Below are 25,477 nucleotides of genomic sequence, written 5' to 3' on the forward strand. Positions count from 1 at the left end.
ATAGTCAGGTATTATTTATTATCGTTTGATGCTCTGTTCCTTCACATGGGCTTTTTCCTGTTTTTCTTCATTTTCCAGTCCCTGCAAGGGTTTGTTGGTGTTGATGCGGTTCATGTCGTTGTCGTAAAGGTTCAGGTTCTTGTATTGCGGATTGAGCACAGCTTTTCCTTCCACGACTTTGTCGTCCATTTCAAATTTCACTTTCACCACATTTCCTTTTTCAAGGGATTTGATGGTGTTTTCCCTGTATTCCGGCTTGTCGAAAACGAGGTTGGCTTTTTCCACGATTTTGTCGGTATCGACACCGTAGTTTTTGTAGAAATTCTGGAACATATAGTTTCCTTTCTCCGTCTTTGGCTCCTCGAAGTTGAACTGCACAAAGGCGGTTTCCGACTGGTCGCTTTTGGGGTTGTGGAACTCGATTTTCACGCTCCGTCCCTCCAAAAGATTTACGGCTTCTTTTGCGGTAAAGGTATTTTCTCTGTTTACCGAAAAATTGTGGGTGATTTCTTCGCCTTTCTCGTTCTTCAATTTGGCGTCGTAAGAGTTGAGGAAAACACCACCCGTTTCCGTCTTGTTGAATTTCAAGGCAAAATCAACCTTGTTTCCGGGCAGTGCCTTGTCCGATGAAGTTTTGATTTCGAATTGCTGGTTTTTGGACTTGATACCTTTTTCCAATTCTTTGTGAAGCTTTTCGTCTTCGCCGAAACCGAGGTATTTGAGTTGATTTTTTAGATAATCTACCTGGTTGAATTCTTTTTGTGTTTCCATAATGTTTGGGGTTTGATTGTTAAAATATTCTTTGTTTTTATGTAATTGCTGTGTTATTGTATTTCCGTTCATTTTGGCGTAATCCTTTGTAGAAGGCTCTCCAATGATGTCGTCTATCGAAAATCCTGACCTTGTGGCATCCATTTCTTCTTTTAATCTCGAATGAAAGTTATTTTGGCTGAATAAATTGCTCCGTTTTTTGTCGTCGGGAAGAAAAAGACTTTTAAGGGAGTCGATGATTTTTTCGGTTTTCTCATTTCCCTCGTAGTTAAGCAGTTCTCCGCCAACGAATAGCAAAACATGGTCTTCCGGCTTGCGATACAGCTGGATTTTTGAGGCAATCTGGCTGTAGTTCACTTTGTCGTCTTCCGTCAAGGAGATTTCAAATTCGTGCTTGGTATGACCTTCGGAATCGTCAATAAACAGTTTGACGTAATCCTTTTGTGGTGGTGCTTCCATATTTTTAAAACATTTAGAGTAACTATTATTTAGGTTGTTTTCCGATACGCCGACAATGGGTTCCGCATTCAGATGGTTCTTGCTGAATTTATCCAAAAGGTGGTCATAGACGTTGATTTTGGTCTCTTCGTAGAGGGAGTGGTAGTTTCCGCTTTCCAATAAAATCGCATCCAAAGCCGTGAACCCCATCAGTTCGAGTTTGTCGCGGTATTCCTTGTACATCTGCTCGTTTACATTGTTTCCATAAAGGATGACACCCGTTCCGGCGTGAATCGTCAGCAGTTCCGTCAGTTTCTCGAATTGTCGATGTTGTGGAAGAATGAATTTTCCTACGATGTCGTTCGCATTGTTCAGAATGATGGCTTCCGTCTTGTCGGACAGTCCGAACTTTTGGCTTGAAATGTAGGCGGCGGAATCTTCGGGACTGTTGATTTTGAACGGCTGATAATTGGCGGCAAAAATCTGCTTGTTAAAGGAAAAAGTGCTGACTTTTCCCTGCAGTTGGTTTTGCTCGGAAAGTTCCAACACTCGGTCGCTTCCCAAATCGCCATTGAAGACCAAATATTTTCCCGAACGCAGATTGATGACGATGCCGTCTTCCACCTTTATTCCGGTATGGTCGAAAATTTCGTGCAGTCTTTGCAACATGAGTCGGTCATGTTTGCTCGAAATCAGTTGTCCGCTCGGATGGTTGTGGACGAGCGTGATGCTTTCGGGCTGCATTTTGAAGACGTTTCCCGTCAACAACCGTAAATCCACAACGGTGGAAGTAATTCCGCCTGTCGAAAGATGTTGAACGAGATAACTGTCGTCCTTGAATTTGTAGAGTGCAAAGGTGTGTTCCACCGCCTCGTCTTCAAGCGCACGGAAAAGCCAAGCCACATCGTTCACATCAGAAATTTTGGTTCCCGCCATGAATGAAAGACTTTTGTTTTCCGAAAACTGCCGCTCTACGAGCGCAAAATCAGTGGAATATCCTTGATTGTCCTTTTCCCGTAGGATGCCGGAATTTGGGTCAGCATCATTTCGCCCGCTGAAGAGTTTGTAGGGTAATACTTCGCCCGCCGACGTTTTGAGATATTGCGTATCCTCATCCGTCGGAAATTGGAAATTCGTGTTCGGTCCATATTTGCTCTGGTAATTAATCGTTTGTGTTTCCATCATTTTAAAATTTTATCTGCGGAATCCACGGCGTTTTTCCTGCTCCTGTTCGATTTCTTGTTCGATTTCATCTTCCCGCTCTTCTCGGTTTCTGTTGGCATCTTCGTATCTATCCCTGTCATTGACGTTCAGGTCGATTTCGGAATTGTCTCCCTTTGAAATCTGTCTCTCATCGGGAGAAATGCTGTTCACGGTGTTGATTTCTCTTGAAACGATGTTCAAGTCGTTGGAAATTTCCTTGGCGATTTCGGGATATTCGTTTATTTTATCCATCAGAAAATTTTTCAGTTTCTGGAGTTCGTTTCTATATCGGTTCATTTCCACGACATCCTTCTTGTCGGCAATGATTGCGGTGAGTTCGGTGGCATTTTTAATGAGGTCGAACTCGGCTACGACATTGTTTTCCTTGTCATAGATGAATGCCTTTTTCTCAAGAGAAAGTTTCGGCTCATTTTTGTTTGAAAGGTCTTGAATAGTGGAATACTCAATTCCATCCTTACTGTTCTTGAGGATTTCGGAGATACTCCTATCCCGCTCCAAAAAGATGACTTTCAGTCGGGTGTTGTTTTCCGTGAGCTGGAAGGTTGCCCTGTTCTTGTCGTTGTCGGCGACGATGGTGTAGCCCTGCAGAAATTTTTGGATGTCGTCCGCTTTCAGTTTTTTTGAAAATGACAAATCTTCGTTGATGATTCCGAACTTTTTAAGTTCTTCGGTAGGTAGGTTTTCAGTTTGCATAGTAGGTTGCTATTAAATTGTTTGCTTTGTTTAGGTCGTTTAAGAAATGGTAGGGATTGATGCTTTGTCCAAACTCCTTTACTGCAAAATGCAGGTGCGGTCCGGTAGAGTTCCCTGTGTTTCCACTTTTCCCGATGATGAAGCCCGCCCTCACTTTTTCCCCGACTTTGTAGTAGATTTCGGAGAGGTGCAGATAGGAAGTTTCAAATCGGTTAAAATGTTTGATTTTGATAAATTTTCCACCGCCTTTGGAATCCCAACCTGCTTCGGTAATGATTCCGTCAAGCACTGCGTGAACATCTTCATAGTTGGCTTTGAGGTCAATGCCGTTGTGCATTTTAAGACTCCCAAAAATAGGATGTATCCTTGAGCCGTAACCCGAAGTGATGTACAGATTACTCTTCAGCGGCATCACGATTTTGGATAAGGACGGCATCCACTCTTTTTCATCAGAAATATTAATTGCTTGCTGTATTTGGGTATTGTTTTTAATTTTATCATTTTCCCTCTTTAAAATCAGTTGATGCAGGGAATCTTGCAGATTTTCATACTGCATTTTCCTGAAGTGTTCTGCACCGTTATACTGCTTCATCAACGATTTCAGTGAATCCAGCTCGGTCTTTAAGTCCGATCTTGAAGTAAAGTTGAATACGTCCTTCCAAGATTTTTTGTCTTTCCTGTCCTTGGTTTCAGCCATTTTTTGTACGGGAATTAAAACTTCGATTTTTTGTGATATGATTGGTGTCAGCGTATTGAACTGGGCTGCGAGGCAATTTCCCATCAGAAAAAGGATAGGTAAAAGGATTCTAATTATTTTTTGTTTCATTATTTATTCTTTTGAAAGTTCGTTTACAATGAGTTCCACCTCTTTATTGATTTTTCTGAAGTTGGTCATCAGGACATCGTTTTTCCTATTGTTTCCCATTTTGTCGACAAATGAGTAATAGGAAGGCATTTTCACATAGTTGTGTTCTTCCTGTTTGATGGCCTTCATATCCAAATTGATTTTGCCGTTCATCGCCGAAGTTTTGTATTCCTCGGTGTCGTTTTCCTCGCCCTGAGCAATCATTCCGACCATTTCACCAGTTTTGAGCGTCGCAATTTTTCCTGCAGGAATCATAAAGTCCATTTTCTCGTTGATGCTGGTCGTCGTTCCTTGTTGGGAGATGGATTGGGAATAGGATTTTTGCTTGATTTTTCCGAACAGTTTCTCCAGCCATTCCAGAGTATTTTTGTCCCTTGCGGAACCTGAAAGGATATTTCCAACAATGGCGGAAATGGTGTCGGCAACTTCTTTTTTGTAAAACTGTCGGAGTTGTGGGATTTCCTGAAGTCCCAATAAGACCGCCACTTTGTTGCTCCTTGCGGTCGCCACCACGTTGTCGATTTTATGTATGTAGATGGTGGGAAACTCGTCAGCAATAATTCCTCCCGGCAAATTGTGTTTGGAGTTGATGAGTCGTAAAGTCCTGTTCAAAACCGATGAATAAAGGGCGGAATTGATGTCCTGCGTTCCTGGATCGGATGCCAAAATCAGGATGGAAGGATTCTCCCTGTTCGTAATTTTAAGTTCCACTTCGTCGCCCGAAAACACCCAGAAACTTTCCTTGGTCGCCAATCGTGAGAGAAATATCTTCAAGGTTCCGACCTGTCCCTCCAACTGGTCAAATGCCTTGTTTTCATACGCCGTCTTAAAGGGAGAAAGCAGTGAGAATATTTCCTCGTTGGTAAAAAGTGTGTCAAAAATCTCCTTGTAACTTCGGTTCATAAAGGTCAGGATATGTGGTAAATCCGAATATTTTCCGTCCTCGTAGGTGGCAAAAAAGTAGATACTCGACGAAAGAAAGTTGATGGCAGATTGGGTGAAAAAAGCATCGGAACCGCCTCCCGAACTTGAACCTCCCTTTTGGAGCGAGGATACCATAGACTCCGCCATTTCCTGTGCTTCCGCCAAAGTTTGGATGTATTCCTTTTTGAACGGGTTTACCCTTTTGGATTTTTCAACCTCGTTTAGATTGATGACATGAAAATCGTATTCATACCCCGAATCTTTGCTTTTCTTCAACAGATAATGGTAGTAGGCAATCTGCGCCAAATCGGGAAACTTGAAATCGTAAATACACAGGCAGAAGCCTTTCGCTATCATTTGCCTGATTGCGGGATTGATGATTCCGAAAGACTTTCCACTTCCAGGCGTTCCAATCACCATCGTCCCACGAAATGGATTGATATTGACCCATCCCTTGTTGATTTTTTTACTGTATCTGAAGAGATATGGGATATTGATCGAGGTATCCGTTTCTACAAGTTCCTGATTTTGGGCAAAACTTTCTTCCTCTACATTCCATCGGTCTTTTCCCATTTTTTGTTGCATGAGTTTTGAGATGGCGTCTGCTCCCATTTGAAGGATTACTGCACCCAAAAAAGACAATACGGCATAAATGACCTGATAAAGATTCAGCGCAGGTAAAATTTTAGGGAGTTTGGAGTTTCCTGCCTCGTTTTGCCAAACGAGTGAAGAAAAAATCATCAACAAGCCCAATATCATGGGGATTACGATTTCCGTGGCGATGTTCAAATCCTTTTTCTTCTTCGCCTTTGTCCCGACAGCGACCAATCCAATGAGAATCAGGGTCGCAAACTTTGCGTTGATGGGTGGGTAAAAGAAACTCATCTTCGAAAAATTTTTCAATAGATTTGAAACTACAGGAATATCTGCATCGAGGTAGAAAAGGGACGCACAATCCAGTGCCACGACCGCATAAACCGCCTTTTGAAGGAATCCGTAGATTTTAATTTGGTGTTGTTGTTCCTGCATTACTTCCTATAAATTGTAGTTTTTTAAAAACTCTTTCTCTTTTTCCTCTATAAGGCCTTTACCATAAATCTTCACTGCAATCTCCTTATACCACGCTTTCAGATAAGCCATTTTCATAATTTCCATTTCTATTTCCTTCTTTGCTTTTCTGAGACGGAATAAAAAAATTATGGATATGCAATACGCGATGAAAACGATGAACGTCAGGAGAAGGGCAATAATGAATTCTGTTGGAAATGGGTTCATGACTAAAATGTATCTGCTTTTAAAATGTCTGAATAATTCACCTTCATCTCGATGGTTCTTCCCGAGAGTTGTTCCTCAATCAGGCGGATCATCATCACCTTGCTGTTCGGAAAGGTGAATTTTTTGAAGACATAGATGTTTCTGAAATTTTTCCTGAAATGTTTCGGGGCGTAAAGTCTAAAAACCGGTGTCATCTCGATGCTTTGATTGTTGGTCGCCTTGTAGATTTTTTTGTCCTCGATGGAAAATTTTAGGTCTTCGATATCGTAACTCAGGTTCGAGCTGTTTTTGAAGGTCATATCGAGAAAGATGTAGTCGCTGATAACGTACACATTGTTGAGCTGCATACTGAGTTTAAGGTCTTTCTGCTCCCTGATTGGATTTTCCTCCGTCTTCTTCTTTATGATGTCCATCGCAAACTTGGTCAGCTCCAAGTTGGAAAAGCGGGTTTTGTCCAGTTCAATCGGCTGCATCTCTTCTGGCTGGATATGGATGTTGGTCACGGTGTTTTTGTTTTCCGAATTTCTATAAACCGCCTTATATTGGGCTATAAAGGACTGACCTACGACCGTGATAATTCCTATTTTGTCGCCATTCAATAAAGAAGTGGATTTTGTTTTTTCTTTTGGGTCGGCGTTGGTAGGAGCATCCGTGATCTTGATTCTCGCAATATTGGTGTTCGGTAAATCCCCCGTGAGTTTTTGGGTGGACAAATCCACATATTGGATGGGTTCCGGTGAGATGATGTGCAGGTTGACGCCCTCCGTAATCACGAGTACGGGCAAGTCCGAAATGACTTGTTCCTTGGTTGCGGTTTGGGCAATAAAAAGGTTGGATATAAGGAATAATAGGATATTGATTGCTGTTTTCATTTTTATTTTTTTTGTTGGTTTTGTGAGTCTTTAAGCTGTTTTTCGTCGATGAGAAATACATAAGAGTTGTATTTCAGTTTGGCTTTGTTGGTTTTAATGAGGTTGGCGATGGATTTTGATGTGGACGTGAAGAGTTTGGAGCCGATGCTCGTGAAAAATCCCTGTCCGCCCATATCCATCTGCGTTCCCTGTACGGAGTTGCTTCCCATTTCCCGAATCATGTCCCTGAAGACGCTTTCGGGAACATAAAGCCCCTTCATGCCGTCAATGTCGTAGATGGAGAGGTTGACTGGTAAAATTTCTCCCCTTGTAAATACCGAGACAATCTTGAGGTCAACCCGCTGCATGGAAAATCCAGAGATTTGTCCGTAAAGGATGGAACCTTTCTCAATTTTTTTGTTGCCGACGAAGATGTCTTCCAATAATCGGAACCGGATTCTGCTTCCCAGAAATCCCTTGTTGTTTTCATCAATGACGGCTTTGATAAAGCTGTTCTCATTTTCCCTGTAGAAGGCATTGAACTCGCTGTTGATTCCCGACTTGCCGACATTGAAGGTAGAATTGAGGAACTCGTCCATTTTTTCCTTGTTGGCTTTGAGTTTCTGTTCCGCCAATAGTTTGGCTTGGTATTCGGGATCCCTCGCTTTTTCTAAGGAATCCATGACGAGCATCTGCTGTTTCAGATATTTTACGGGGTCTTGCTGGGTATTTTGATTACCAGATTTTGTATTTTCTGATAATTGCTCATTTTCCTGTTTTCCGTAGGATTTGTCGTTCAGCATTCTAATGATTTCGGAAGACCTTTTAAAGTCCTTGTCCTCGTTTTGTTGTTTTGGATTGTAGTAGGAAGAGTTGCCTCCTTTTGACGCCTGCTGATTTTGTCTGCTCGATACCGCCTTTAGTGAGTCTATTTTTCTTTTCTGGTCCAAGGACAACTGGTCTTCATAACTGAGCAGGCTATCCTGTTCCTTGTCCAATCCTCCGAGCATCGTCCTATTGTCGTCCTTCTTGAAAAAGGCGTCGTAGGCATCATTCTTCGTCATGATGGAGTCCCGTGTTTCTCCCAGAGATAGGGAAAGTTCTTTCGGCTTGTCTTTTTTAGAGGTGTCCTCTTTGGTAAATTGGGCACCCACATACACAAAGAGCAGCAGGAACGGCAATGCCAGAAGGGGCATCACATATTTTTTTTCCTTAAAGTTGATTTTATTCATTGAGTTGTTATTTTTGGATAAATTGACTCCGGTGCTACCGGCCGTTTTTTAGTTCTTGGTATTGGTTGTACAGGTATTCTATTCTCAGGCTGTCTTCTTTTTGTAGTTCCTTTCGGTCTCTTTTCAATTTTAAAGTTTGAAGTTCATTCACTATTTTTTCCATTTCTTTCTCTTGGTTTTTGCCCACCTGTTCCGATTTGTTACTCTTGGAATACAGCATTGGAGGTTTAATTTTAAATGCCGATTCATTCGGGAAGAAAATTCCCTGTACCAGCGATCCTATAAATGACACGGAGAGAAATACCATCGAATAGGTGAAAAACTTCTTCGGATTTTTTGCCGCCCATTCCAATCCCTTTTTTGCGTTTTGTTTTAGAAAATTTTTCATCTTTAATAAGAATTTTTGGTTTGGTTGGAGATTTCCTCGTTGTCGATGATTCTCCAGTTCTTCAGCATCACACCGTGAGGATTGTTTGGGCTTCTGATGATGTCGTCAAAGAATCCTTCGGTGATCAATTTCCTTGTAATCACGGCGGACTTTCTGGTAATCATCTGCTTTCCGAAGAAGGAGAATTTCTTTTGCTCCATATCCAATTGAATGGAATCGGCATGGATACTCACCATAGAACTGGAAGCCACAATCTGGTTATAGAAACCTTTCTCCTTGAGGTTGGTGTATTCCTTTTTTCCACTGTCGTCAATGAGATACAGCGATTTTTGGATATTTTCCTTGATGTAGGCATCATCGGGAGCCAAAGTGAAAAACAGTCGGTGGAAGAGCTCGATTTGGGCTTTGTATTCCACGGGACGGTTTAGCAGGACATCGGTCTGTTTTGCCAATACCGGAACGCCATTGTCCAAAATGTAGATGGACTTTCTGGAATCCTGAATCATCCTATAGGCAAAGAAGAAGCCCGCCAATACGATAATTACGGCAAATGCCACGGTTCCCAATGAAACAATCTTGTTGACTTTAATTCTTTGTTCAATATTTTTAATCAGCATTGTATATTTAATTGTTGTTGGTTGATAGTTGTCGGTTTATTTACTTCTGTTTTTCATTGCGGTATTGACCATTCCCGATGCGGAACCTGATATGGCTGACTTCGCGACGGCTCCAGCCACTGAGGCTCCGCCAGTTTTTGCGGCTAATACCGTTGTTTTGGCTGCATTCGCCATTCTTCCTGCCGCACTCTTCATCTTGGTCATTGCACCTGCGCCTCCCGCTGTAACGATGGTGTCGGCGATTGTAGGCGTCATCAATACCCCGATTCCCGTCACGATGTAGGCGACACAGGTAAAAAGTCCATTGTAAATCATTCCGGAATTGCTCACATAGACCATCAAGGCGTCCAGATTGGTGATGGTTCCGTTCGTTAAAAGGGTGTCGTATCGCTCAATCTCCATCTCGTAACCCGAAGCGATCAGTTGCTGACCGATATTGATGATGGTATAGGCAACAAAGGTGTACAGGTTGATGTTGATGAACTTGGAAACCCAGCTGTACAGCGAGTTTTCAAATCCTGGAACGAGTGCCATTCCCACAGCGATAGGTCCCAGAATAATAAGGATGTAGGCCCAAATTTTTTGGATGAAGAAAATAAGGTAGACACAGATTCGAAGGATGGAAAGGCAAACGAACTCGATAATTTCTGCAACCAGTTTTTGGAGTTGGAACTCCATCCGTAACTGCCATTCCTTGATTGGCTGAATGAGTTTATCCAGTCCCTCGCTGATGTCGAACCAAGAGTCGTCGGCATCTTTGCCGGTATTGTTGATGACGTCCTGCTTCGCATCCTCGTCAGCTTTGAGTTTGATGACGGCATCGAGTAACTGTTGCTGTTTCTTGAATCGTTGAATCCTCAAATCATTCACTTCGGACTCGATGTCGCTGAAGATGGCGATTCCCGGTTCTGCAATGGCTTCAAAGGGTGCCTGAATCAGATTGACAAATCCACTCCAGTACACCAGGGTAAATCCAATAAGGATGGGTTTGAGCATCGGGGTGATTTCCCATTCCCGGTCGCCTGCCGCCATTTGCCAACCCATGTATCCGAGATACATCAACGCTCCCAGTCCTCCGATAGCCCTTCCGACCAAAGCGGATCCGACAGCACCGTCTTGAACGCTGTTGTCCAGTTTGGTAAAGACCTCCATAAACCATTTCTCAAATGCGCCGTCGCCCTTTAGAAATTGGAGCAGGTTGCTGTAGTCGCCGTCGGTTTGGGCAAAGCCGATTATCGGCAGCAATATTGCCAAGAGGCAAAATAAGGGTGTAGTATTTCTTTTCATCACTAAAATTTATGTTTGTACTGCTGCATCGTGTTGTGGATGATCTGCTTGTCGGAAGCGGGAGTCCAAGCCTGTGGCAATGCATAAGGCGAATGGTTTTTCAGAATATTTTTATAGTCCAAAAGAAGTGTCGTCTTATCGTTGTGTTTCCTTAATTCCAGCACGAACCTTCTCCATTTGATAAGGGTGTCATGGTACATCAAAAAGCGTTTTCCTCTCGGCATATCCATCGACCTCGACATTGAATATTTTTCCTTGATTAAGTCCAATTCCTCCTGAAGTCTTTTTAAGGTTCCAGTGGTATTGAGCGTTTCGTAGGTTTGTTGGTTCTTCAGCCTCCATTCCACAAAATTTTGTGGCGTGTCTGGAAATTCGGTAATGGGTCTCAACATCCGTTTGTAGTAGAGCAACCAGAGCGGGTCCGCATCAACCGTCGCAGAAGTCCAATGGGCAAAGTCTTGGACGCTTCTTTTATAGATGGTGTCGGAAGCCGCCTTTATCTTTTTTGCCTCCTCTTCCTGAAATTTGACCTGCGCAAAACGCTGGTTTTGAAGTCCCGTAGGTTTTAGCGGCCGGATGTCTTCTCCATCCTTATAGTCCCTGTTTCTGCTGGGAGCCCACATTCCCCAAACCGTGGCATACGCAAAGTTGGTCTGAATGCCCAAAAGATATTTTGGATAGGGACGCCAGTCGCCCCAACTCTGGAACACCATCCTTTTGTGCTGGGCAACGATGGAGGGATCGTTCAACCGCTTTACGGTAAACTGTCCGAATACGCCGACTGCTGTCAGCAAAAGCGGAACGAGGGCAAATTTTTTAACTAATTTTTTCATCTTTTTAATTGAATATGTATTTGTATTTCTGGATAATGTCTCCGACAATCGCCCTGTCGATATTGAGGTAGTTTCTTAGCACTGGAACCTGGTACAGGTACGGAATCTTCTTGGCGTTTTCTAACCGCAATATGATGTAGAGGATGTTTCCATTGATGTTCCGAACTCGGGTAAACACCTTTTCAATAAGCATCTCCCTGTCCATCGGATCCATCAGGAAATCCTTGTTCTCGTTCAAAATATCCTGCGTGACTTCCTGCTTGAGTTTTAAGGTCTGTTTGCCGATTTCGACATAGTATTTGGAAACCAAGACGGCATATTCCGGATGTTGCGCCGATAAGTCCAGCATCTTGTTGGAGTTGTTCGCCACCTTTCCCAGATATTGGTACAGGTAGATTAACTTTTTGCTCTGCGTAAGTGCCGAGTTGACATTTTTTAACTGCTGGTAGATGTATTCCTGAATGGCTATGATCTGTGCGGTCTGGCTTTTAATGTCGTCGTACAGTTCCTTCTGTTTTTCATAAGAGTTTAGAAAAGCCTGCTCGCTTCCCAGCCTTACGCCGTGATTGGTGGTCATCTGCGCCAAGAGTTTGTCGTTGATGACAATCTGCTGTCCGCTTACCAAACCAACAGAAAAAAACAAGATTCCTCCAATAAATAGTTTTCTCATTTTTAAAAGGATTTAATGTTTTTCATAATGTTCTCGACCACTTGTTTGTCCCGATTCACATAGTATTGAAAGGCTCTTTTGTTTCGTAAAACTTTTGCCTTGATGTCCCGAATCTTTAAAAGCATATGGGTAGAATTTCTGCTCAGCGTCTTGACTTCTCCCAAGGCATAATCCAATAAAATCTTGCGCTCCGACTTTTCCATCTGGTTCATTGCCCCATAGGAAACCACAATCCCGACAATCAGCCTCGTCACCATTTGCAGATCGTCCACAAACTGAACTTGCGAAGGCAGAACCGCGATGATGGAATAGGGAGCCGTACTGATTTCATGGATAATGGCTTGTTGGTTTTGGGTGATTTTCGTAATCTCCCTGCTCATCGCAATTCCTGTGGGAATCGCTTGAATGGCGAACGATACGATTCGAAGTCTGTCCTGAATTTTGGTCACCTTGTCCTTGAAATTGTTCCACTGGGTTTTGTTGGCGGTTTCCACCGTGGCATTGGCAATTTGGTTTTTCCGCATCTCCTTCTGCCTCTCGTTTTCATCCATCGTCGCCTTGATTTCTAGGTTCATCATCGGAAAGGATACGTTTTCCTGCTGCCAAGACGGCGTGGAGCCGCCACTGGATGAAGTGAGCACAAAATAAATCAGCAAGCCCCCAAACCCCCGAAGGGGGCTTTTTAAAGCGTTAATTATGGGATGTTTCATTTTCATCTTATTTTTTTACATTGTTCCCCTTTGGGGACAGGGGCTAGAAATTTCTTTTGTATCGGTTCATAATATTTTCTACAATTCCCTTGTCGGTATTGATGTATCCTGCAAATGGATTGATGGAGTTCCAGAATCCCAAACGATTGGCTTTTTCCAGTCTTAACTTGATTGCCAGAAGCCAAAGCTTTAGGTTTTTGACATTCTCGGAAATGTTGTGCAATATCTTGTATCGGTCTCCCGCAGTGGCAAGGTTCAGCTCTCCCGAGGCGAGGATGTCGGAGACATCAGTCACTATTTTTATACTCTGTTCATAGGTTTTCTGTGAAGCCTTTACCCCGAAAATGGCATATTGTGGATGTGCCGATGCCAACTGAACTACCTGCGATGAATAATTGTAGCATTTATTGAGTTCGGAGTAGATTTCCTTTACCTGTATGCCGTTCTGCAAGGTTCCCGAAACTTCCTTCAGACCTTTCAGAATCTTATTCTGAATGTCGTTGGCAACCACCATCTGGGTTCCCACCCACGCTTGGGCATCCTTGAGTTTGGAGGTTTCATCAATCACGTCGTTCTGCTTGGCTTTCAGGTTTTCTGAATAGAGAATCATTGCCGCCGTTACCGTCGGGTCGATGTAGGTGTTTTGGGAGAATGCTTTCACACCCAAGAGTGGGAAAAGCATCATCAGCATTTTTAGACTAAACTTTTTCATATTCCTCGTGTTTTTGGTTGATTAATTCTGAAAAATGGATACTTCGGTTTTCCAGTTCCTGCGATATGATTTTGAAGAAATTTTGCCCTTTGTGGCTCTTTTTCATCATCATGAAATAGGAAACCACCTTTTTGTCCAATGGCTTTTGATAAAGGTTGACGAGCGATACCAAGTTTTCGAGGCTGTCTCCAAAATTTTTCAAATCATCCACAATCTTGAGCAAAGCCTCGTCGTAGTTTCCGTATTGTTGGACATAGTATTCGACTGCGGATTTTTCGGGTTTTTCCGTGGTGTAGGTTAAATACTGCTCCAAGGAAACCTCATTGCCGTAAACTTCTCCTTTGGAACCCCGCTTCAGATAAAATTCCTTGAAACGGCTTCTTCCAAACTTGTTGTTTAAATTATTGATGGTGAAAATCTTGTTTTGCTCCACCTTGTTCAATGAAAGCAGTGAGGCGATCTTGTCGAAGTTGTCCTTAAACTTCGTCTGGTCTAACAATATGAAGGTATCGGAGTTGTTGATGATGCTGTCTTTCACGACGGCATTTCCGATGATGTCGTCCAATTCCTGTGTAACGACCACGGCTTCTCCCCAAAATTTCCGAACCGTCTTGTAGAGATAGAGAATATATCCGCCCATCAGTTTGCTGGCAATAGCCTTCCACGCTTCCTCGATGATGAGCGCCTTTCTGCGGTCTTTTCGGAGCCGCATCTTTTGGATGAACGTGTCCATGATGATGAGCGTCACGATTGGAAACAGTTTCGGGTTGTCCTTTACATTGTCGATTTCAAAGACGATAAATGGTTCGTCAAAGAGCGTATTGTCTGCACTTTCGTTGAGTGTAGTTCCGTATCTTCCGCCTTTGTAGAAATCCTTTAACACGAACAGGAATGTCCTTAAATTAAATTCCTTTTCGGTGATGTGGTGTTTCTTATTGTTCAGGTAAAGGGGAAGAAATTTATCGCAGTAGTCATAGAATCCGTTGAAGGAAAGTTCTTTTGCCTCCAATTTTTCTTCGAGTTCCTTTATCTTTTTGATAATGGTTTTTCGGAAGGACTCGTTCCATTCTTCCGTCGTTTTCGGCTGCCTGATAATTTCATTGGACTTGATGAGAATGAGTTGCGTCTCATTATAAATTTTTCTCTTATCTTCATCGTTCAGGGTTTCATAAGCTTCGTAAACCTTGTAGAATTTTTCGCTGTCGTAATTCGGGTTGTTCATATTCTTGTCCGGATGATATTCGATGGCGAGTTTTCGGAAAGCCTCCTTAATCTCGTCAGAACCTGCATCGAAAGCGATTCCCAAAATATCGTAATAGTTGTACTGTCCGTTCGACTGGTTCTCAAAATCTGAAATAATGTCTTCCTCGTGGATGTTGTATTTGTTCAGATAGAGAATGAGTTCCTCCGAGGTCTTATGCTCATACCACCTGGTTCCCGAATTGAAATATTGGTGGTAATACGACATCAGCACATTGTCCAAAATAGATTTTTGTGCGGACGACATCGTGGCATCGGGACCTTGCCAAATCAGGAAAATCAAATTGGTCAAAAATTCTATTTTTTCGATGTTGAACTCTTTCTTGTCCATAAAAAAAGGATTCATGGTGATTGGTTTTTCTTCAGTGTATTGGATGTATCTCCCGCCTTTGTATTTGCAGGTTCCCGAATAGGAATCTCCCGTGTCCACAATGACCACGTCATAATTGTAGGTCAGGTATTGCTCAACGATATTGTTCATCAGGAAGGACTTTCCAGAACCTGACGGACCGAGGACAAACTTGTTTCGGTTGTTGATTCTTCCTGTCTTCATCGGCAAGTCCGCCGGATCAACTTTCAATGGAACGCCTTGTCGGTCGGTAAAACGCAGATAAAAATTGGATTCCTCGTTCACGGGGTAACTTTCTTTAAAAAAAAAACACAAGGCCGCTTCGCTTGTCGTCATAAATAAATCGTATTCCCGAAGTTCCGTGGCATTGCCTGGAATGGCGGAGCGAAATAGTTCGAGCTGGTTGTAGGCGTTCTTGGAGACGATAATCCCCTTCGTAAAGAGCTTGTTCTCGATCATCGACTGTATTCCTTCCATTTTTTCCAGTGTATGTGTTGAAAATATTAGGGAGAAATGGGCATTGACCACGAGTTGTCCGTCGATGGCGATATTGTGGAGAAGCGTTTGGATTTCTTCCGCAATAATGGCGTTGGATGGAGAGTTGTTTGCCGCCCCCTCGTGCTTCTTTTTCTTTTTGTCGAGTTCCCGCTGTTGTTGCGCCTGCAGAGGAATGGTGATGACCTGATTGTAGATGATGGTTTCGTAATCCTCCAATTCGTTGATGAAGGTGAAGTTGTCCACCGCCGTTTCCGAGGCTGCTCCGTTTCCTCCCAATATGGAAAAAGGATCTATTTCTGAAGGCAGGTCGATATTTTCGACATCCACATAGGAAATATTTTTGACGAAGCGGTTTCCGATTTGGAGATATTCGTTGGTACTTTTGATATTGTCAAAAACCGGGGTTTCCGTAAACTGCATCGACAATACACCCGAAATGTAGTATTCAAAATCTTTCTTATATAAAAATTGGGGTTCGCAACCGCTCTGCTTCAAGAGCATCAACACCTTTTGGCATTTGTCGCGAAGTTCCTTGTAACTTTTTTCGGAAAACTGGTAGTGCTTGTTTTTCTTCTTGAGTTTGTCGTCCACAATGTCCGTAAACAGGAGTACCGTTTCGATGGTTTTAAATAGTCTTCCGTCAAAATGCTCGGAGTATTTCTGCTGGAGGAACTGGTTGGAGGATTCGGCGGTATATCTCTTTTTGGAAAAGATGTCGAGTTTTTGAACGATTCTTCCTTCGCCAATAATGGATACGACTTGATTCAGCACGGTATGGAAGTTCAGGTAGTTGTCTGGGTCGGCGGAATACTGTTCCACAATGTTCTTAGTTCTGATGCCGATAATCGGATTCCCGTACTGTCCGAAGAGGACATCAAAATCCCATCCAAAATCCTTTCCGTAATCGTAGCCGATGAAGGGAATGTCAAATGCCTGTTTCTTTGTCTTTACCATCTTTTAAAAATCTTTTGTTGTTGAGTTTTTTTGGAAAAATGAATATCTGGTCAAAATTTTTGGTCTTGTCGTAGAGTCCGTTTTTGTCCTGCTTCTTGAAAATGAGGTAGACACCTCCTGCGGTTACCAATAAACCTAATAATGAACCCAGCAATCCGAATTTGGATAAGATGAGTGCCGCAACCACACCTGCGCCGATGACGGCTACCGCATAAATGATGTATTTGCCTTTGAGTCCGAAGAATACAAGGGGTTTTTTGAGCCCCTTGTACAGGTAGTATCCCATCTTAAGCAAAGAATGCGGTTACAAATTCCGGAACCACGATAAGGAAGATCATCGCACCGCCGTAGCCGAGGATTTCTTTGTTGACATCCTGGTCGCCGTTCGTCCATTTGTTGTACACCCTCAATCCTCCGATAAATCCTACGAGTCCACCGACTGCCTTTAATATCAGCTTGATGGGGTCCCAATAGTCCTTAATGTCGGAAGCGGCATTGGAGATGGCGGTCGCTCCGCCCTGCGCAAGCATCGGGGTCATTGCCAGCATCACCAAGGCAAGGGTTAGAACTTTCTTTTTTGTCACGTTTTTTCTGATAAAATTTTTCATCATTTTTAAAATTTAGGTTAGTTATGTATGGTAAATTGGTTAAATCGTCGAGTGGTAAACCTTTTGTCCCTCAATATTGTCCACCAGTTTTACGTTGGTTTCAGAAAGGTTGACAAATTCTTTCCATTGGTCTTTCTTGCTCTGTGCATCATTTTTTTTCTTGGAAACTATTGGCTCAATAATTTCTGGCTTTTTGCTGATTTCCGTTTGCTGTGGCGGATTTTCATGGTGTTTGGTTTCGGGCTGTTTTGAGCTGGTCCCATCCAAATCCTCTTCCTCTTCAAATCGTTTCCTCAATTCTTCCAAACTGGGATTGTCTTCAAAATTGTTCTGTCTTTGAATCGGAATGGGTTCGCTTTTTAGGAATGATTTCGGGGTTTTGAGATTTTCCACATCCTCGATGCCGATCAAGGTGGGTTCCTCATTCTCCGCCTGTGCAAAGTCGCCGAGTGAGTATTCTTCTGCAACATCGGTCTGAACGGTTTTCTCTTTTTTTAGGAAAAGGTCGTAGACGATATTTCCGGCATAGTACAGAAAGTAGGCTCCTAAAAGGATGAGTGAGTATTTTAACATAATGTATTGATTTGAGGTTTGTGGTTTATGGATTATTTTTTTCTTGTCTCTTTTGTCTCTCGTTAAAGCGCAACTTTTTTGACCTCGCTGATCTGCTGTATAATTTCGTCGAACGGCTTCTTTACGGCGTATTTTTGCTCGTAGGTGAGTTTTCTCGTGTCGATGGTTTGGAGGCAGTTTCTCTTGAACACGGGATTTTCTAGTAGAGTTCCGTATTTTGCCAACTCGATATCCATTTCCTTTTGGTTGAGATATTTGTAGCCCTTGTCGTATTTGGAGCGGATGAAGATTCTTTCCGCCTCGCTTTCCAACAAACCCAGAAGATTTTTGAATACCAAGGTTGATTTTACGGACACATCGGAATACTCAAAGGGAATGATGATGAAGTCGCTGTACACCAAAACATCGCTGTATCTCTGGTCCAGTGTTCCCGCCAGATCGAACAGGAACAGGTCTTTGCTTTCTTTCAGGTCGACAACCTGTTCCAAGTCCTCGAAAGGCGGCTCATCGTCATCTTCGCCAATGACTTCCACCTCGTAGAGTTTGGGCAGTTCCGAGTCCGCATCCTCCCTCCATTTGTTGAAGAAGGATTTTTGGTAGTCGAAATCAAACACCTTGATCTTCCTTGTAGAAATTCTGGAGAGATAGTTGGCGAATGCGATGGCGAGGGTGGTTTTCCCTGTTCCGCCTTTTTGGGTGGCAAATGTGATGATCATTCTTATGTTCTTTTTTTATTTTTGCGTCTTTTTCTTAACTCTTCTTCGGCGGGGTCTCTCCCTGTTCCTCCCGACGGTTTGGTGAATTGGAAAATAAGGTCGTCTATGGTTCTATCCAGTTCCTTGGAAAGATTTTCATCTCTACTTTCCGGTGTCAATTCTTTGCTTGGATTGAGGAATTTTTGATAGGCATTCTCTCCAATTAAGTTTTCCAATGAACCCACATAATGCAGTTTGGAGTGGACGGCATAATATTTTCCATCTTCCGATTTTATGAGGTGGACATCCTTGTTATTCTGTGATTTCACATAATCCTTTACATCGTTTTTTATGGAGTTGAAAACCTCCCTGTTTTTTATTTTCTTGGACTCGAAAAGCATAAATTCTTTTACTACGTTTTCGGGATTCTGGCGTTTCAGGTGCTCCATTAAAATCTGTTTTAAAAGACTGTCCGCCAGATTGTAGTCCTTTTGGCTTTCAAATAGTTTCTTGTCTATTTTGTCATCGGTCATCTCAAACAGGTCGTTCATCTTCATAACTTCGCTTCCCTTGAACACCTTTCCCGACTTGTGGTCGATGATGCTGTATCCGAATGGTTTATGTCCGTCCTTGTGGTGGAAAACCACATCCAGCCCGAAGATGTCCCGCAACTTTTTTTGGAGTTCGCTCTCGAACTCAATCTTGGGTTTCCAATGCCCGTTGTGTCTTTCCTCTGGTAGCATTGATTCCTGCAACCTTTTATCCTCTACCTTGAAGACTTTGTTGGAACAGAGGTCTTTATATCTGCTCAAAATGGCTTTCAGCTGTCTCTTTCGCCCGTTGTCCGAATTGGGAGTAAAACTGATTTGGTTACCGTAGATGGTTTTAAGTTTTACCCCGTTCTTCAGAATGGAAAAGTCATTTTCATTATTTGTGTCTTTGGTGAGTTTGAACCCGCTTCTTTCAAGTAGGAGTTCCAGTTGGCTGATGGAACCGATTTGATAGTTTAGCAGTTTTTCTAATTTTTCCTCGGAACTTATTCCGTATCGTTTTTCCAGTAGGTCAGCAAGTGCTTTTTGGGCTTTCAACCGCTCGTAACTGTCGTTGATTTTCTTTCCAGTCTGCTTGTCAACCCTTGTGGAGACTATATGGACGTGGTTGTTCTCGGTGTCGCTGTGGTAAACCACAATAAACGGCTGTTTTCCATAGCCCATTTCCTGCATGAAGTCTTTGGCGATCTCGGTTAGTTCCTCTTTGCTATGGTTCTGATATTTTGCAGAAATCACGGCGTGGAACTGGGGTTTCTTTACCTTTTCATTTTTTGAGATGGATTTGAAGTAGTCCCGAACCTGTTCCGGACTGCTGTCCCCATTGATGAAGGAGGGAAAGTTTTTCATCAGCATCAGTTCTCCCGTCCCTTTCTCCACCTTTTTGTCGTTGTATTGGACTCCGTGAAAATCCGTGCCTGAAGCAGGAATAATCTTGACAATCATTTTGCGAGCATTTCATAGATCTTTTTGAAGATTTGGTTTTGCTGCTTCTTCAATTTGGTGATTTCTGAAAGCTTTGCGGTGAAGTTTTTCAGTTCTGATTCCGAAATAAACTTTTGTCCGTTTGCAATTTTCGCTACCTGGTTGATGTTGGTCTCTATCTTGATGAAGACGTTGTCTTGTTTTTCAATGAACGCCAGTATCTGTCTTCTTTCGTTGTCTAAAATTCTGTTCTCAACTGATGCCGTCAGTAAGTCGGTCAATGTGAGGTTTCTGTCTTTGCATATTTTTTTCCAGTCCTGTTTTTTGGTTTTGGATATTCTGAATTTTATGTAGTCTTCTTTTTCCATTAAGGACTTTGTTGAATCATCAATTAGGGCAGATAAGGCTTGATCCAGTTGGAATATCCTTGAACTTCTCCGTAGGTGTAGTAGGATGTGGACATTGCGTTTAGGGAGGTTTGCGGAATCTGGATGCTGTAATTCTCCAGCAGGGCTGGAAAATATTGCGTGGAATTTTCCGTATGCAGTAAGACAATCTGGTTGGGAATGTATCCGATGTCGCTGTAGATGCTCGCAATGCTGATGAAGGCGTTTCCCGTAATCGGTGCGGAATCAGAAGACCTGTACATCTGAAACCATACATTTACAATTCCCTGTACTTTTCTGAACAAAACCGCTCCCTTTAGTCCTCCGAAATTTTTGGTTCCGATGGTGTAATATTTTGAGGAGGTAAGATAGGCGTGGCTATTTCCCGAATAGTTTACAGGGGCGGACCAAGTTGAAGTTGCTGTCAGTGCGGCGGTGCTGTTGGGATCGAAGGTGAGTACAATTCTGTATTCGACAGGCTGTTTCTCCTTTGCGAAATTCTGCCATACGTTGCCGTCAAAATAATACATTCCTGATTCTGAAATATTGATGACCTGCCCCGAAAGATTGGAAGCCGGAGCGGTGGCAAATACAACCGCACCTTTTTTTGCCTGTGTGTAAAACTTGTTCGCCAACTGGTCGCCCGTTATCCTTGGAGGAATAATCCCGTCATGATGTGAGGTGTCGTTTGGTTTTCCTACTACATCAAAAGTAGTTTCGGGTGTCTGTGTGTTTATTCCGACCTGCGCATTGAGGTTGATGGCAAAAAGTGTCAGGAGAACATAGAGGGTTGCTTTCATTTTTTTGATTAAAATTTCTGTTGCAAAATTGGGACATCAAATCCGTGAAAACAATAGTGTTCATGGGGCGTGGGCTAAATAAGAACAATTTAGACGAGTTTAGATTCTCCGAAGATTAAAAAAGAATAATTTAGACGAGTTTAGATGCTTGAACCAGATTTGGTGATTAAAAAAAACAAGTTCCGCCGTTTTTTCCCCTTTTGCAAAAAGGCAAGACCGTCTTTGTCCCAAAACTTGAAAAGTTTGTGGGTACAAAGACACATCTTGCAACAAAAGTTTACTGATTTTTTTAGAGGTCTGAAAAGGTTCCTCGAATGCTTATATTAGGGTTGTTTTGCGGTTTTTTATGATAAAGTTGCTTTGGAAGGAAAAAAACATGGAAAACGGGGAGAATTGAGGTGTAACTTTTCTACCCACGTTTGCGAGTAGGATGTGGCTGATTTACGCAGGTTGCATGATAACCTGTAGCTAAATTACCCAACTTATTGAAAAAGATAAGTTTATTTGGTGCAGGTTTTGAAGGAAGGTGTGTCTTTTTATCATTGAAATTTTTGTCAGAATGCTTATCATTTAGGAAAATGTAGGGTGGGTCTATTTTACCCAGGTTGATTTTGAACTTGTGTCTATTTTTCGCAGGTGGTTACTTTGGGAGTGCATATTTAACAAAAGAATCGGAAGGACTGAAAATTCTGTAGATGATTATTTCAGAGTTATTTTTTAGATTTTAGTTTAGATAATCTTGGAATTAAAAATAATGAAAAAGATTCTCTTGGAAATGGGCTTTTTTACGCGGCTTTGTGATTGGGATGTGCCCAATTTACGCAGGTTGAAAAATTGCCTGTGGTTAAATCAGGCAGGTTTTTGAAAAAGATGACTTTATTTGTTGAGAATTTGCACTAATAATGCACGGAAATCCCTCGTTTCTGTAAGAAATCTTAGCATTAACAATTATTTTTAATAAAAAATGCAAGAAAATTACAATTGATTGTTTTTCAATGAGTTAAAACTCTATTTGAGTATATTAGGTAACGAATTAGTAACGGAACTCAATTCCCTGATTTGCATCGTTTTTCATTCACTTATAACGTAAGACAAATGTACTATTTATATTTTTTACAGGAAAATTATTGCATGAAAAAGGCAATGACAGATATTAATTTATTCCACTTTTATATTTTCTATTAACTACCTAAATTAAAAATAAATCTTTCCCAAGTTGGGTGCATCTTGGGAAAAAATGTAAATAGAAATAGTAAATTTTGTGCTTTAATTAGGGATAACCTGATTATAAACTCTGGCTATTCCGTCTAAAAATTATAAGCTATGAATTACTCTACCCAAAACATTATTTTAGAAATACATAGAAAGGAAGACAAGATTTCGTCACAGAGCAAAAGGCTGATTGATGAAGCACACGAAATGACAATGTATCTGCAAGACCTACTATTCTCGGTTAAAAACAGTATTATTTCTGAAGGCTTTAAAAGTGAGGATGAAGAGGTTAATTTCTTCCGAACCATTAAACCCCAAATATTGGGAAAGCTGATTTACTACAACAAGATTTACCGTATTGAAACAGCTTGTCCAGTAAATAACGGTAAGATATATGAAAACTATTTTTCTAACCAGTTATCCAATCTGAAACGGGAATATATGGAGCATATTTGTAATTCTGATTTTTATCGGTATTACCGCTCTGGAAGAACAGATCGAGACAATATATATTTTAAACGAGGACATATTAATTACCATGATGGATTGAATAGCATGGTGTTTGAGATGGACCCTTCCTTCTCTACATTTTTCGATTATAAGGTAGCAAGAATTATCAGTAATGAATTGTTATACACATATCTCATTTCAAAAATAAATCCCGACGAAAATCCTGATATGAACTTTCAAAAACCCGAAGGAACTAAAGATGTGTTTTGGACAGAGAGTAAAAATGCACTCATTGAAATTATTTATGCACTTTATGCTTGTGGAGCAATATCGCATGGTAAGATTGGAATCCGGAAAATAAGTCTGATGTTTCAAATACTTTTTCGTATTCCATTAGGTGATTTGCACCATGCTTTTCACCGGATGAAAACACGAAGTGGATCCCGAACAGCATTTTTAGACCAACTGAAAACTTCTTTAGAAGAATATATGGATAAAGACCTATAATTCAATCTACAAACGAAATACAAAAAGCAGTGCATCTATTGGACTGCTTTTTTATTTGCCCATATCTGCCAATTGGCAAAACCTACTATCCGAATACTTATATCTTCCTAAACGCTAGATAAACATAGATTTTCTACGCATAAAAATTTAAAAAAAACTGCCAAACCAATTGGTAAGCCTTGGCAGACATACTCCAAAAATATCTGGCTTCAGTTTTTTAAAGAAATATATTTCATCTTCTTCTTTGTCAAATCCTTTTTCCAGAACATATAGTTTAACTTCCTTAAGATAATTTAGGATGAGAGAAACGGATGCCTCTGCCAGTTGGATTGGTTCATCAAACTCAATTTTATATACTTCAATTCGTTCATCAAGTTCTTTTAGTTTATCTCTATAAAATTTATGCATTTGAAAAATATGATAAAAGTGTCAACAACGAACTAAATTATATTAGCTCGAACACTTAAATTATTGGTATTAATATGTTAGAAGTGTTTATCTATGGAATTTAGCGTAAAGCAAAAAGTACTACCAGCACCATACTCACTCTCTACCCAGATTTTTCCTCCCTGAGCTTCAATAAACTCTTTGCTGATACTTAAGCCTAAACCAGTACCTTCTTTTTTGGTGCCGGGAATGCGGAAATAACGTTCGAAGATTTTATTCAAAAATTGAGGTTGTATGCCTTGACCCGTATCTGTTACAGAAAATCTTATTTGATTTTCTGTCTTTTCAACTTTGACATCAATTGTAGCATTCTCATACGAATACCGAACGGCATTGGAGATGAGATTGGTAAGAACCCATGCCGTTTTTTCACTATCGGCAGCAACCAGTATATTATCTTCTATATCAACATCGATTTTAATATTCTTGTACTCAGCAGCAGATTTATTTGCGTTAACAGCATATTCAATCATAGGCTTTATTTCTGAACTAATTAAGTTTATTTGAATAGCCCCACTTTCAACCTGTGTGATGTTTAGTAGTTCTCCGGTAATTCTTAAAAGGCGGTCAGCATCGTCTTTTATACCATTAACCAGTCCTTTTTGTTCCTCATTTAAGTGACCTGTCTTTTCATTCTCCAGAATTTGAATACCTAACTGTATCGACGCAATAGGTGTTTTAAATTCATGGGAAACAGTTCCCATAAAATTGGTCTTTGCCAGATCCAGTTCTTTAAATGGTGTGATATTTCTCAGAAGAATAACCTGACCTATAAATTCACTGTCTGCTTCTCCGGTTGGAACGATGTTGATATCCACCACCTCTTTTTCAAAGTAGCTTTCCTTTCTGTCTGCATAAATCTTTAATTGTTCGGATTTAGCATTTTCGGGCTTTGGAAGAAAAATATCCTTGATAATACTTCTAATTAAATCATTGGTAACGGCTACATCCTGTATTTGTTTACCAATGAATTCTTCTTTTTTTAGACCACAAATATTTAATGCCTCTTCATTAGCGAAAAGCACTTTTTTGTTTTCATCGATACCGATAACTGGATCATGAAGATTATCAATTAACGTTTCAATTCGTTTTTTACCTTTTAGGATTTTATCGAGCTTACTCTCGGAATATTCTTCCAGCTTCTCCGCCATCGTATTGAATGATTTTGCCAAGTCACCAAACTCATTATGGCTTTCAAAATGCACCCTCTTTTTATAATTCTGCCCGGCTATTTCTTTTATACTATCGGTTAATTCCTTAATCGGGTTGGCTATATTAGAAGGCAAATTGACCAGTAAAATAAATGCAATCAGGAAGCAAAGTGAACCAGTAACTGAAATGATGACAATTGCTTTTTGAGCTGTATCATCGGCTATATCACTTTTTCGGTTGATCGCCTCCATATTTAGACGCATTAACTCCGTGATGTCTTTCCTTATGGATGATATAACTATAGAATCTTCGGGGTTTTCTTTTAAATCTTTAAAATGTTTAACGATAAGATTGGTAGCTTCGATTTCTCCAATCTCAGTTACATTCTGCTTTTGCAGATCGAGATTTTTTTGAAAAGTATCTACAGCGGATTTGTCTGAACGAACATCTTCCAAAGACAACAGCATGTTGCGGGCATACTGTAAGGTATTGTAATTGGCAACTAAGATATTATTAGTGTCTTTTTTCAGTTGGTTTACATACCAGCCACTAACAATTGCCAGTGCCAGTATCAGTAAAAATAGAGCACCAACTCCAACCGTTAATTTTGCTTTAATTCTCATT

27 protein-coding genes are annotated in these 25,477 nt (G+C 41.2%); 1 reads left to right on the plus strand and 26 read right to left on the minus strand.

Going from position 1 to position 25,477, the window contains the following annotated elements; translation table 11 throughout:
• Positions 1–18: 18 nt before the first annotated feature.
• From FOL89_RS09380 to FOL89_RS09485, 24 genes are all read right to left on the minus strand, one after another.
• Complete coding sequence (locus FOL89_RS09380; RefSeq protein WP_144282565.1) at positions 19–2,394, minus strand: JAB domain-containing protein; 2,376 nt, start codon at positions 2,392–2,394, stop codon at positions 19–21.
• A gap of 9 nt (positions 2,395–2,403) precedes the next feature.
• Positions 2,404–3,126 (minus strand): hypothetical protein, encoded by a 723-nt coding sequence (locus FOL89_RS09385; protein WP_144282566.1) that lies wholly within the window; start codon positions 3,124–3,126, stop codon positions 2,404–2,406.
• A complete protein-coding gene (locus tag FOL89_RS09390) occupies positions 3,116–3,952 on the minus strand; it encodes a M23 family metallopeptidase (RefSeq protein ID WP_144282567.1) in 837 nt (278 codons plus the stop codon). The genes FOL89_RS09385 and FOL89_RS09390 overlap by 11 nt, the downstream gene beginning before the upstream one ends.
• Positions 3,953–3,955: 3 nt before the next feature.
• A complete protein-coding gene (locus FOL89_RS09395; RefSeq protein WP_144282568.1) occupies positions 3,956–5,944 on the minus strand; it encodes a type IV secretion system DNA-binding domain-containing protein in 1,989 nt (662 codons plus the stop codon).
• Positions 5,945–5,950: 6 nt separating this feature from the next.
• A complete protein-coding gene (locus FOL89_RS09400) occupies positions 5,951–6,190 on the minus strand; it encodes a hypothetical protein (RefSeq protein WP_144282569.1) in 240 nt (79 codons plus the stop codon).
• A gap of 2 nt (positions 6,191–6,192) precedes the next feature.
• The gene (locus tag FOL89_RS09405; protein WP_144282570.1) at positions 6,193–7,062 is read right to left on the minus strand and encodes a DUF4138 domain-containing protein; all 870 of its coding nucleotides are present in this window, start codon (positions 7,060–7,062) and stop codon (positions 6,193–6,195) included.
• Positions 7,063–7,064: 2 nt separating this feature from the next.
• Entirely contained in the window at positions 7,065–7,991 is a 927-nt protein-coding gene (gene traM / locus FOL89_RS09410; RefSeq protein ID WP_317130102.1) for a conjugative transposon protein TraM, read from the minus strand.
• 316 nt (positions 7,992–8,307) lie between these two features.
• Complete coding sequence (locus FOL89_RS09415) at positions 8,308–8,661, minus strand: hypothetical protein (protein ID WP_125202441.1); 354 nt, start codon at positions 8,659–8,661, stop codon at positions 8,308–8,310.
• A 2-nt stretch (positions 8,662–8,663) separates the two neighbouring features.
• Positions 8,664–9,278 (minus strand): conjugative transposon protein TraK, encoded by a 615-nt coding sequence (gene traK / locus FOL89_RS09420; protein WP_144282572.1) that lies wholly within the window; start codon positions 9,276–9,278, stop codon positions 8,664–8,666.
• Positions 9,279–9,314: 36 nt separating this feature from the next.
• Positions 9,315–10,565, minus strand: coding sequence for a type IV secretion system protein (locus FOL89_RS09425; protein WP_144282573.1), 1,251 nt, complete (start codon positions 10,563–10,565; stop codon positions 9,315–9,317).
• A gap of 2 nt (positions 10,566–10,567) precedes the next feature.
• Positions 10,568–11,398 (minus strand): hypothetical protein, encoded by an 831-nt coding sequence (locus FOL89_RS09430; protein WP_144282574.1) that lies wholly within the window; start codon positions 11,396–11,398, stop codon positions 10,568–10,570.
• Positions 11,399–11,402: 4 nt separating this feature from the next.
• A complete protein-coding gene (locus FOL89_RS09435) occupies positions 11,403–12,068 on the minus strand; it encodes a hypothetical protein (protein WP_144282575.1) in 666 nt (221 codons plus the stop codon).
• A 2-nt stretch (positions 12,069–12,070) separates the two neighbouring features.
• Positions 12,071–12,778, minus strand: a complete 708-nt coding sequence (locus FOL89_RS09440; protein ID WP_024567402.1) for a hypothetical protein — start codon at positions 12,776–12,778, stop codon at positions 12,071–12,073.
• Positions 12,779–12,821: 43 nt separating this feature from the next.
• Complete coding sequence (locus FOL89_RS09445; protein WP_144282576.1) at positions 12,822–13,490, minus strand: hypothetical protein; 669 nt, start codon at positions 13,488–13,490, stop codon at positions 12,822–12,824.
• Positions 13,477–16,098: a TraG family conjugative transposon ATPase gene (locus tag FOL89_RS09450; protein ID WP_228444887.1), complete on the minus strand. Its 2,622-nt coding sequence runs from the start codon at positions 16,096–16,098 to the stop codon at positions 13,477–13,479. Before FOL89_RS09450 ends, FOL89_RS09445 begins: the two co-directional genes overlap by 14 nt.
• Positions 16,099–16,379: 281 nt before the next feature.
• The gene (locus FOL89_RS17700) at positions 16,380–16,526 is read right to left on the minus strand and encodes a hypothetical protein (RefSeq protein ID WP_228444888.1); all 147 of its coding nucleotides are present in this window, start codon (positions 16,524–16,526) and stop codon (positions 16,380–16,382) included.
• Positions 16,523–16,837: a hypothetical protein gene (locus FOL89_RS09455; protein ID WP_024567405.1), complete on the minus strand. Its 315-nt coding sequence runs from the start codon at positions 16,835–16,837 to the stop codon at positions 16,523–16,525. Before FOL89_RS09455 ends, FOL89_RS17700 begins: the two co-directional genes overlap by 4 nt.
• A 1-nt stretch (position 16,838) precedes the next feature.
• Positions 16,839–17,162, minus strand: coding sequence for a DUF4134 domain-containing protein (locus FOL89_RS09460; protein WP_024567406.1), 324 nt, complete (start codon positions 17,160–17,162; stop codon positions 16,839–16,841).
• Between the two features lie 36 nt (positions 17,163–17,198).
• On the minus strand, positions 17,199–17,732 hold the full coding sequence (locus FOL89_RS09465) for a hypothetical protein (protein WP_024567407.1): 534 nt from the start codon (positions 17,730–17,732) through the stop codon (positions 17,199–17,201).
• A 62-nt stretch (positions 17,733–17,794) separates the two neighbouring features.
• Positions 17,795–18,448, minus strand: a complete 654-nt coding sequence (locus FOL89_RS09470) for a ParA family protein (RefSeq protein WP_024567408.1) — start codon at positions 18,446–18,448, stop codon at positions 17,795–17,797.
• A 2-nt stretch (positions 18,449–18,450) separates the two neighbouring features.
• Complete coding sequence (locus tag FOL89_RS09475) at positions 18,451–19,830, minus strand: relaxase/mobilization nuclease domain-containing protein (protein WP_317130103.1); 1,380 nt, start codon at positions 19,828–19,830, stop codon at positions 18,451–18,453.
• Positions 19,742–19,936 (minus strand): hypothetical protein, encoded by a 195-nt coding sequence (locus FOL89_RS17705; protein ID WP_228444895.1) that lies wholly within the window; start codon positions 19,934–19,936, stop codon positions 19,742–19,744. The genes FOL89_RS09475 and FOL89_RS17705 overlap by 89 nt, the downstream gene beginning before the upstream one ends.
• Positions 19,917–20,267: a hypothetical protein gene (locus FOL89_RS09480; protein WP_144282579.1), complete on the minus strand. Its 351-nt coding sequence runs from the start codon at positions 20,265–20,267 to the stop codon at positions 19,917–19,919. Before FOL89_RS09480 ends, FOL89_RS17705 begins: the two co-directional genes overlap by 20 nt.
• A 23-nt stretch (positions 20,268–20,290) precedes the next feature.
• Positions 20,291–21,085 (minus strand): hypothetical protein, encoded by a 795-nt coding sequence (locus tag FOL89_RS09485; RefSeq protein WP_024565584.1) that lies wholly within the window; start codon positions 21,083–21,085, stop codon positions 20,291–20,293.
• 1,323 nt (positions 21,086–22,408) lie between these two features.
• Between FOL89_RS09485 and FOL89_RS09490 the strand changes: the two genes are divergently transcribed.
• A complete protein-coding gene (locus FOL89_RS09490; protein WP_144282580.1) occupies positions 22,409–23,254 on the plus strand; it encodes an RteC domain-containing protein in 846 nt (281 codons plus the stop codon).
• 147 nt (positions 23,255–23,401) lie between these two features.
• On the opposite strand, the gene FOL89_RS09495 is transcribed toward FOL89_RS09490, so the two are convergent.
• Together FOL89_RS09495 and FOL89_RS09500 are read right to left on the minus strand one after the other, a co-directional pair.
• On the minus strand, positions 23,402–23,662 hold the full coding sequence (locus FOL89_RS09495; RefSeq protein WP_055041569.1) for a hypothetical protein: 261 nt from the start codon (positions 23,660–23,662) through the stop codon (positions 23,402–23,404).
• A 77-nt stretch (positions 23,663–23,739) separates the two neighbouring features.
• On the minus strand, positions 23,740–25,476 hold the full coding sequence (locus tag FOL89_RS09500) for an ATP-binding protein (protein ID WP_144282581.1): 1,737 nt from the start codon (positions 25,474–25,476) through the stop codon (positions 23,740–23,742).
• Position 25,477: the final 1 nt, after the last annotated feature.

Source organism: Chryseobacterium echinoideorum (genome assembly GCF_007474535.1).
Lineage (GTDB): Bacteria > Bacteroidota > Bacteroidia > Flavobacteriales > Weeksellaceae > Chryseobacterium > Chryseobacterium echinoideorum.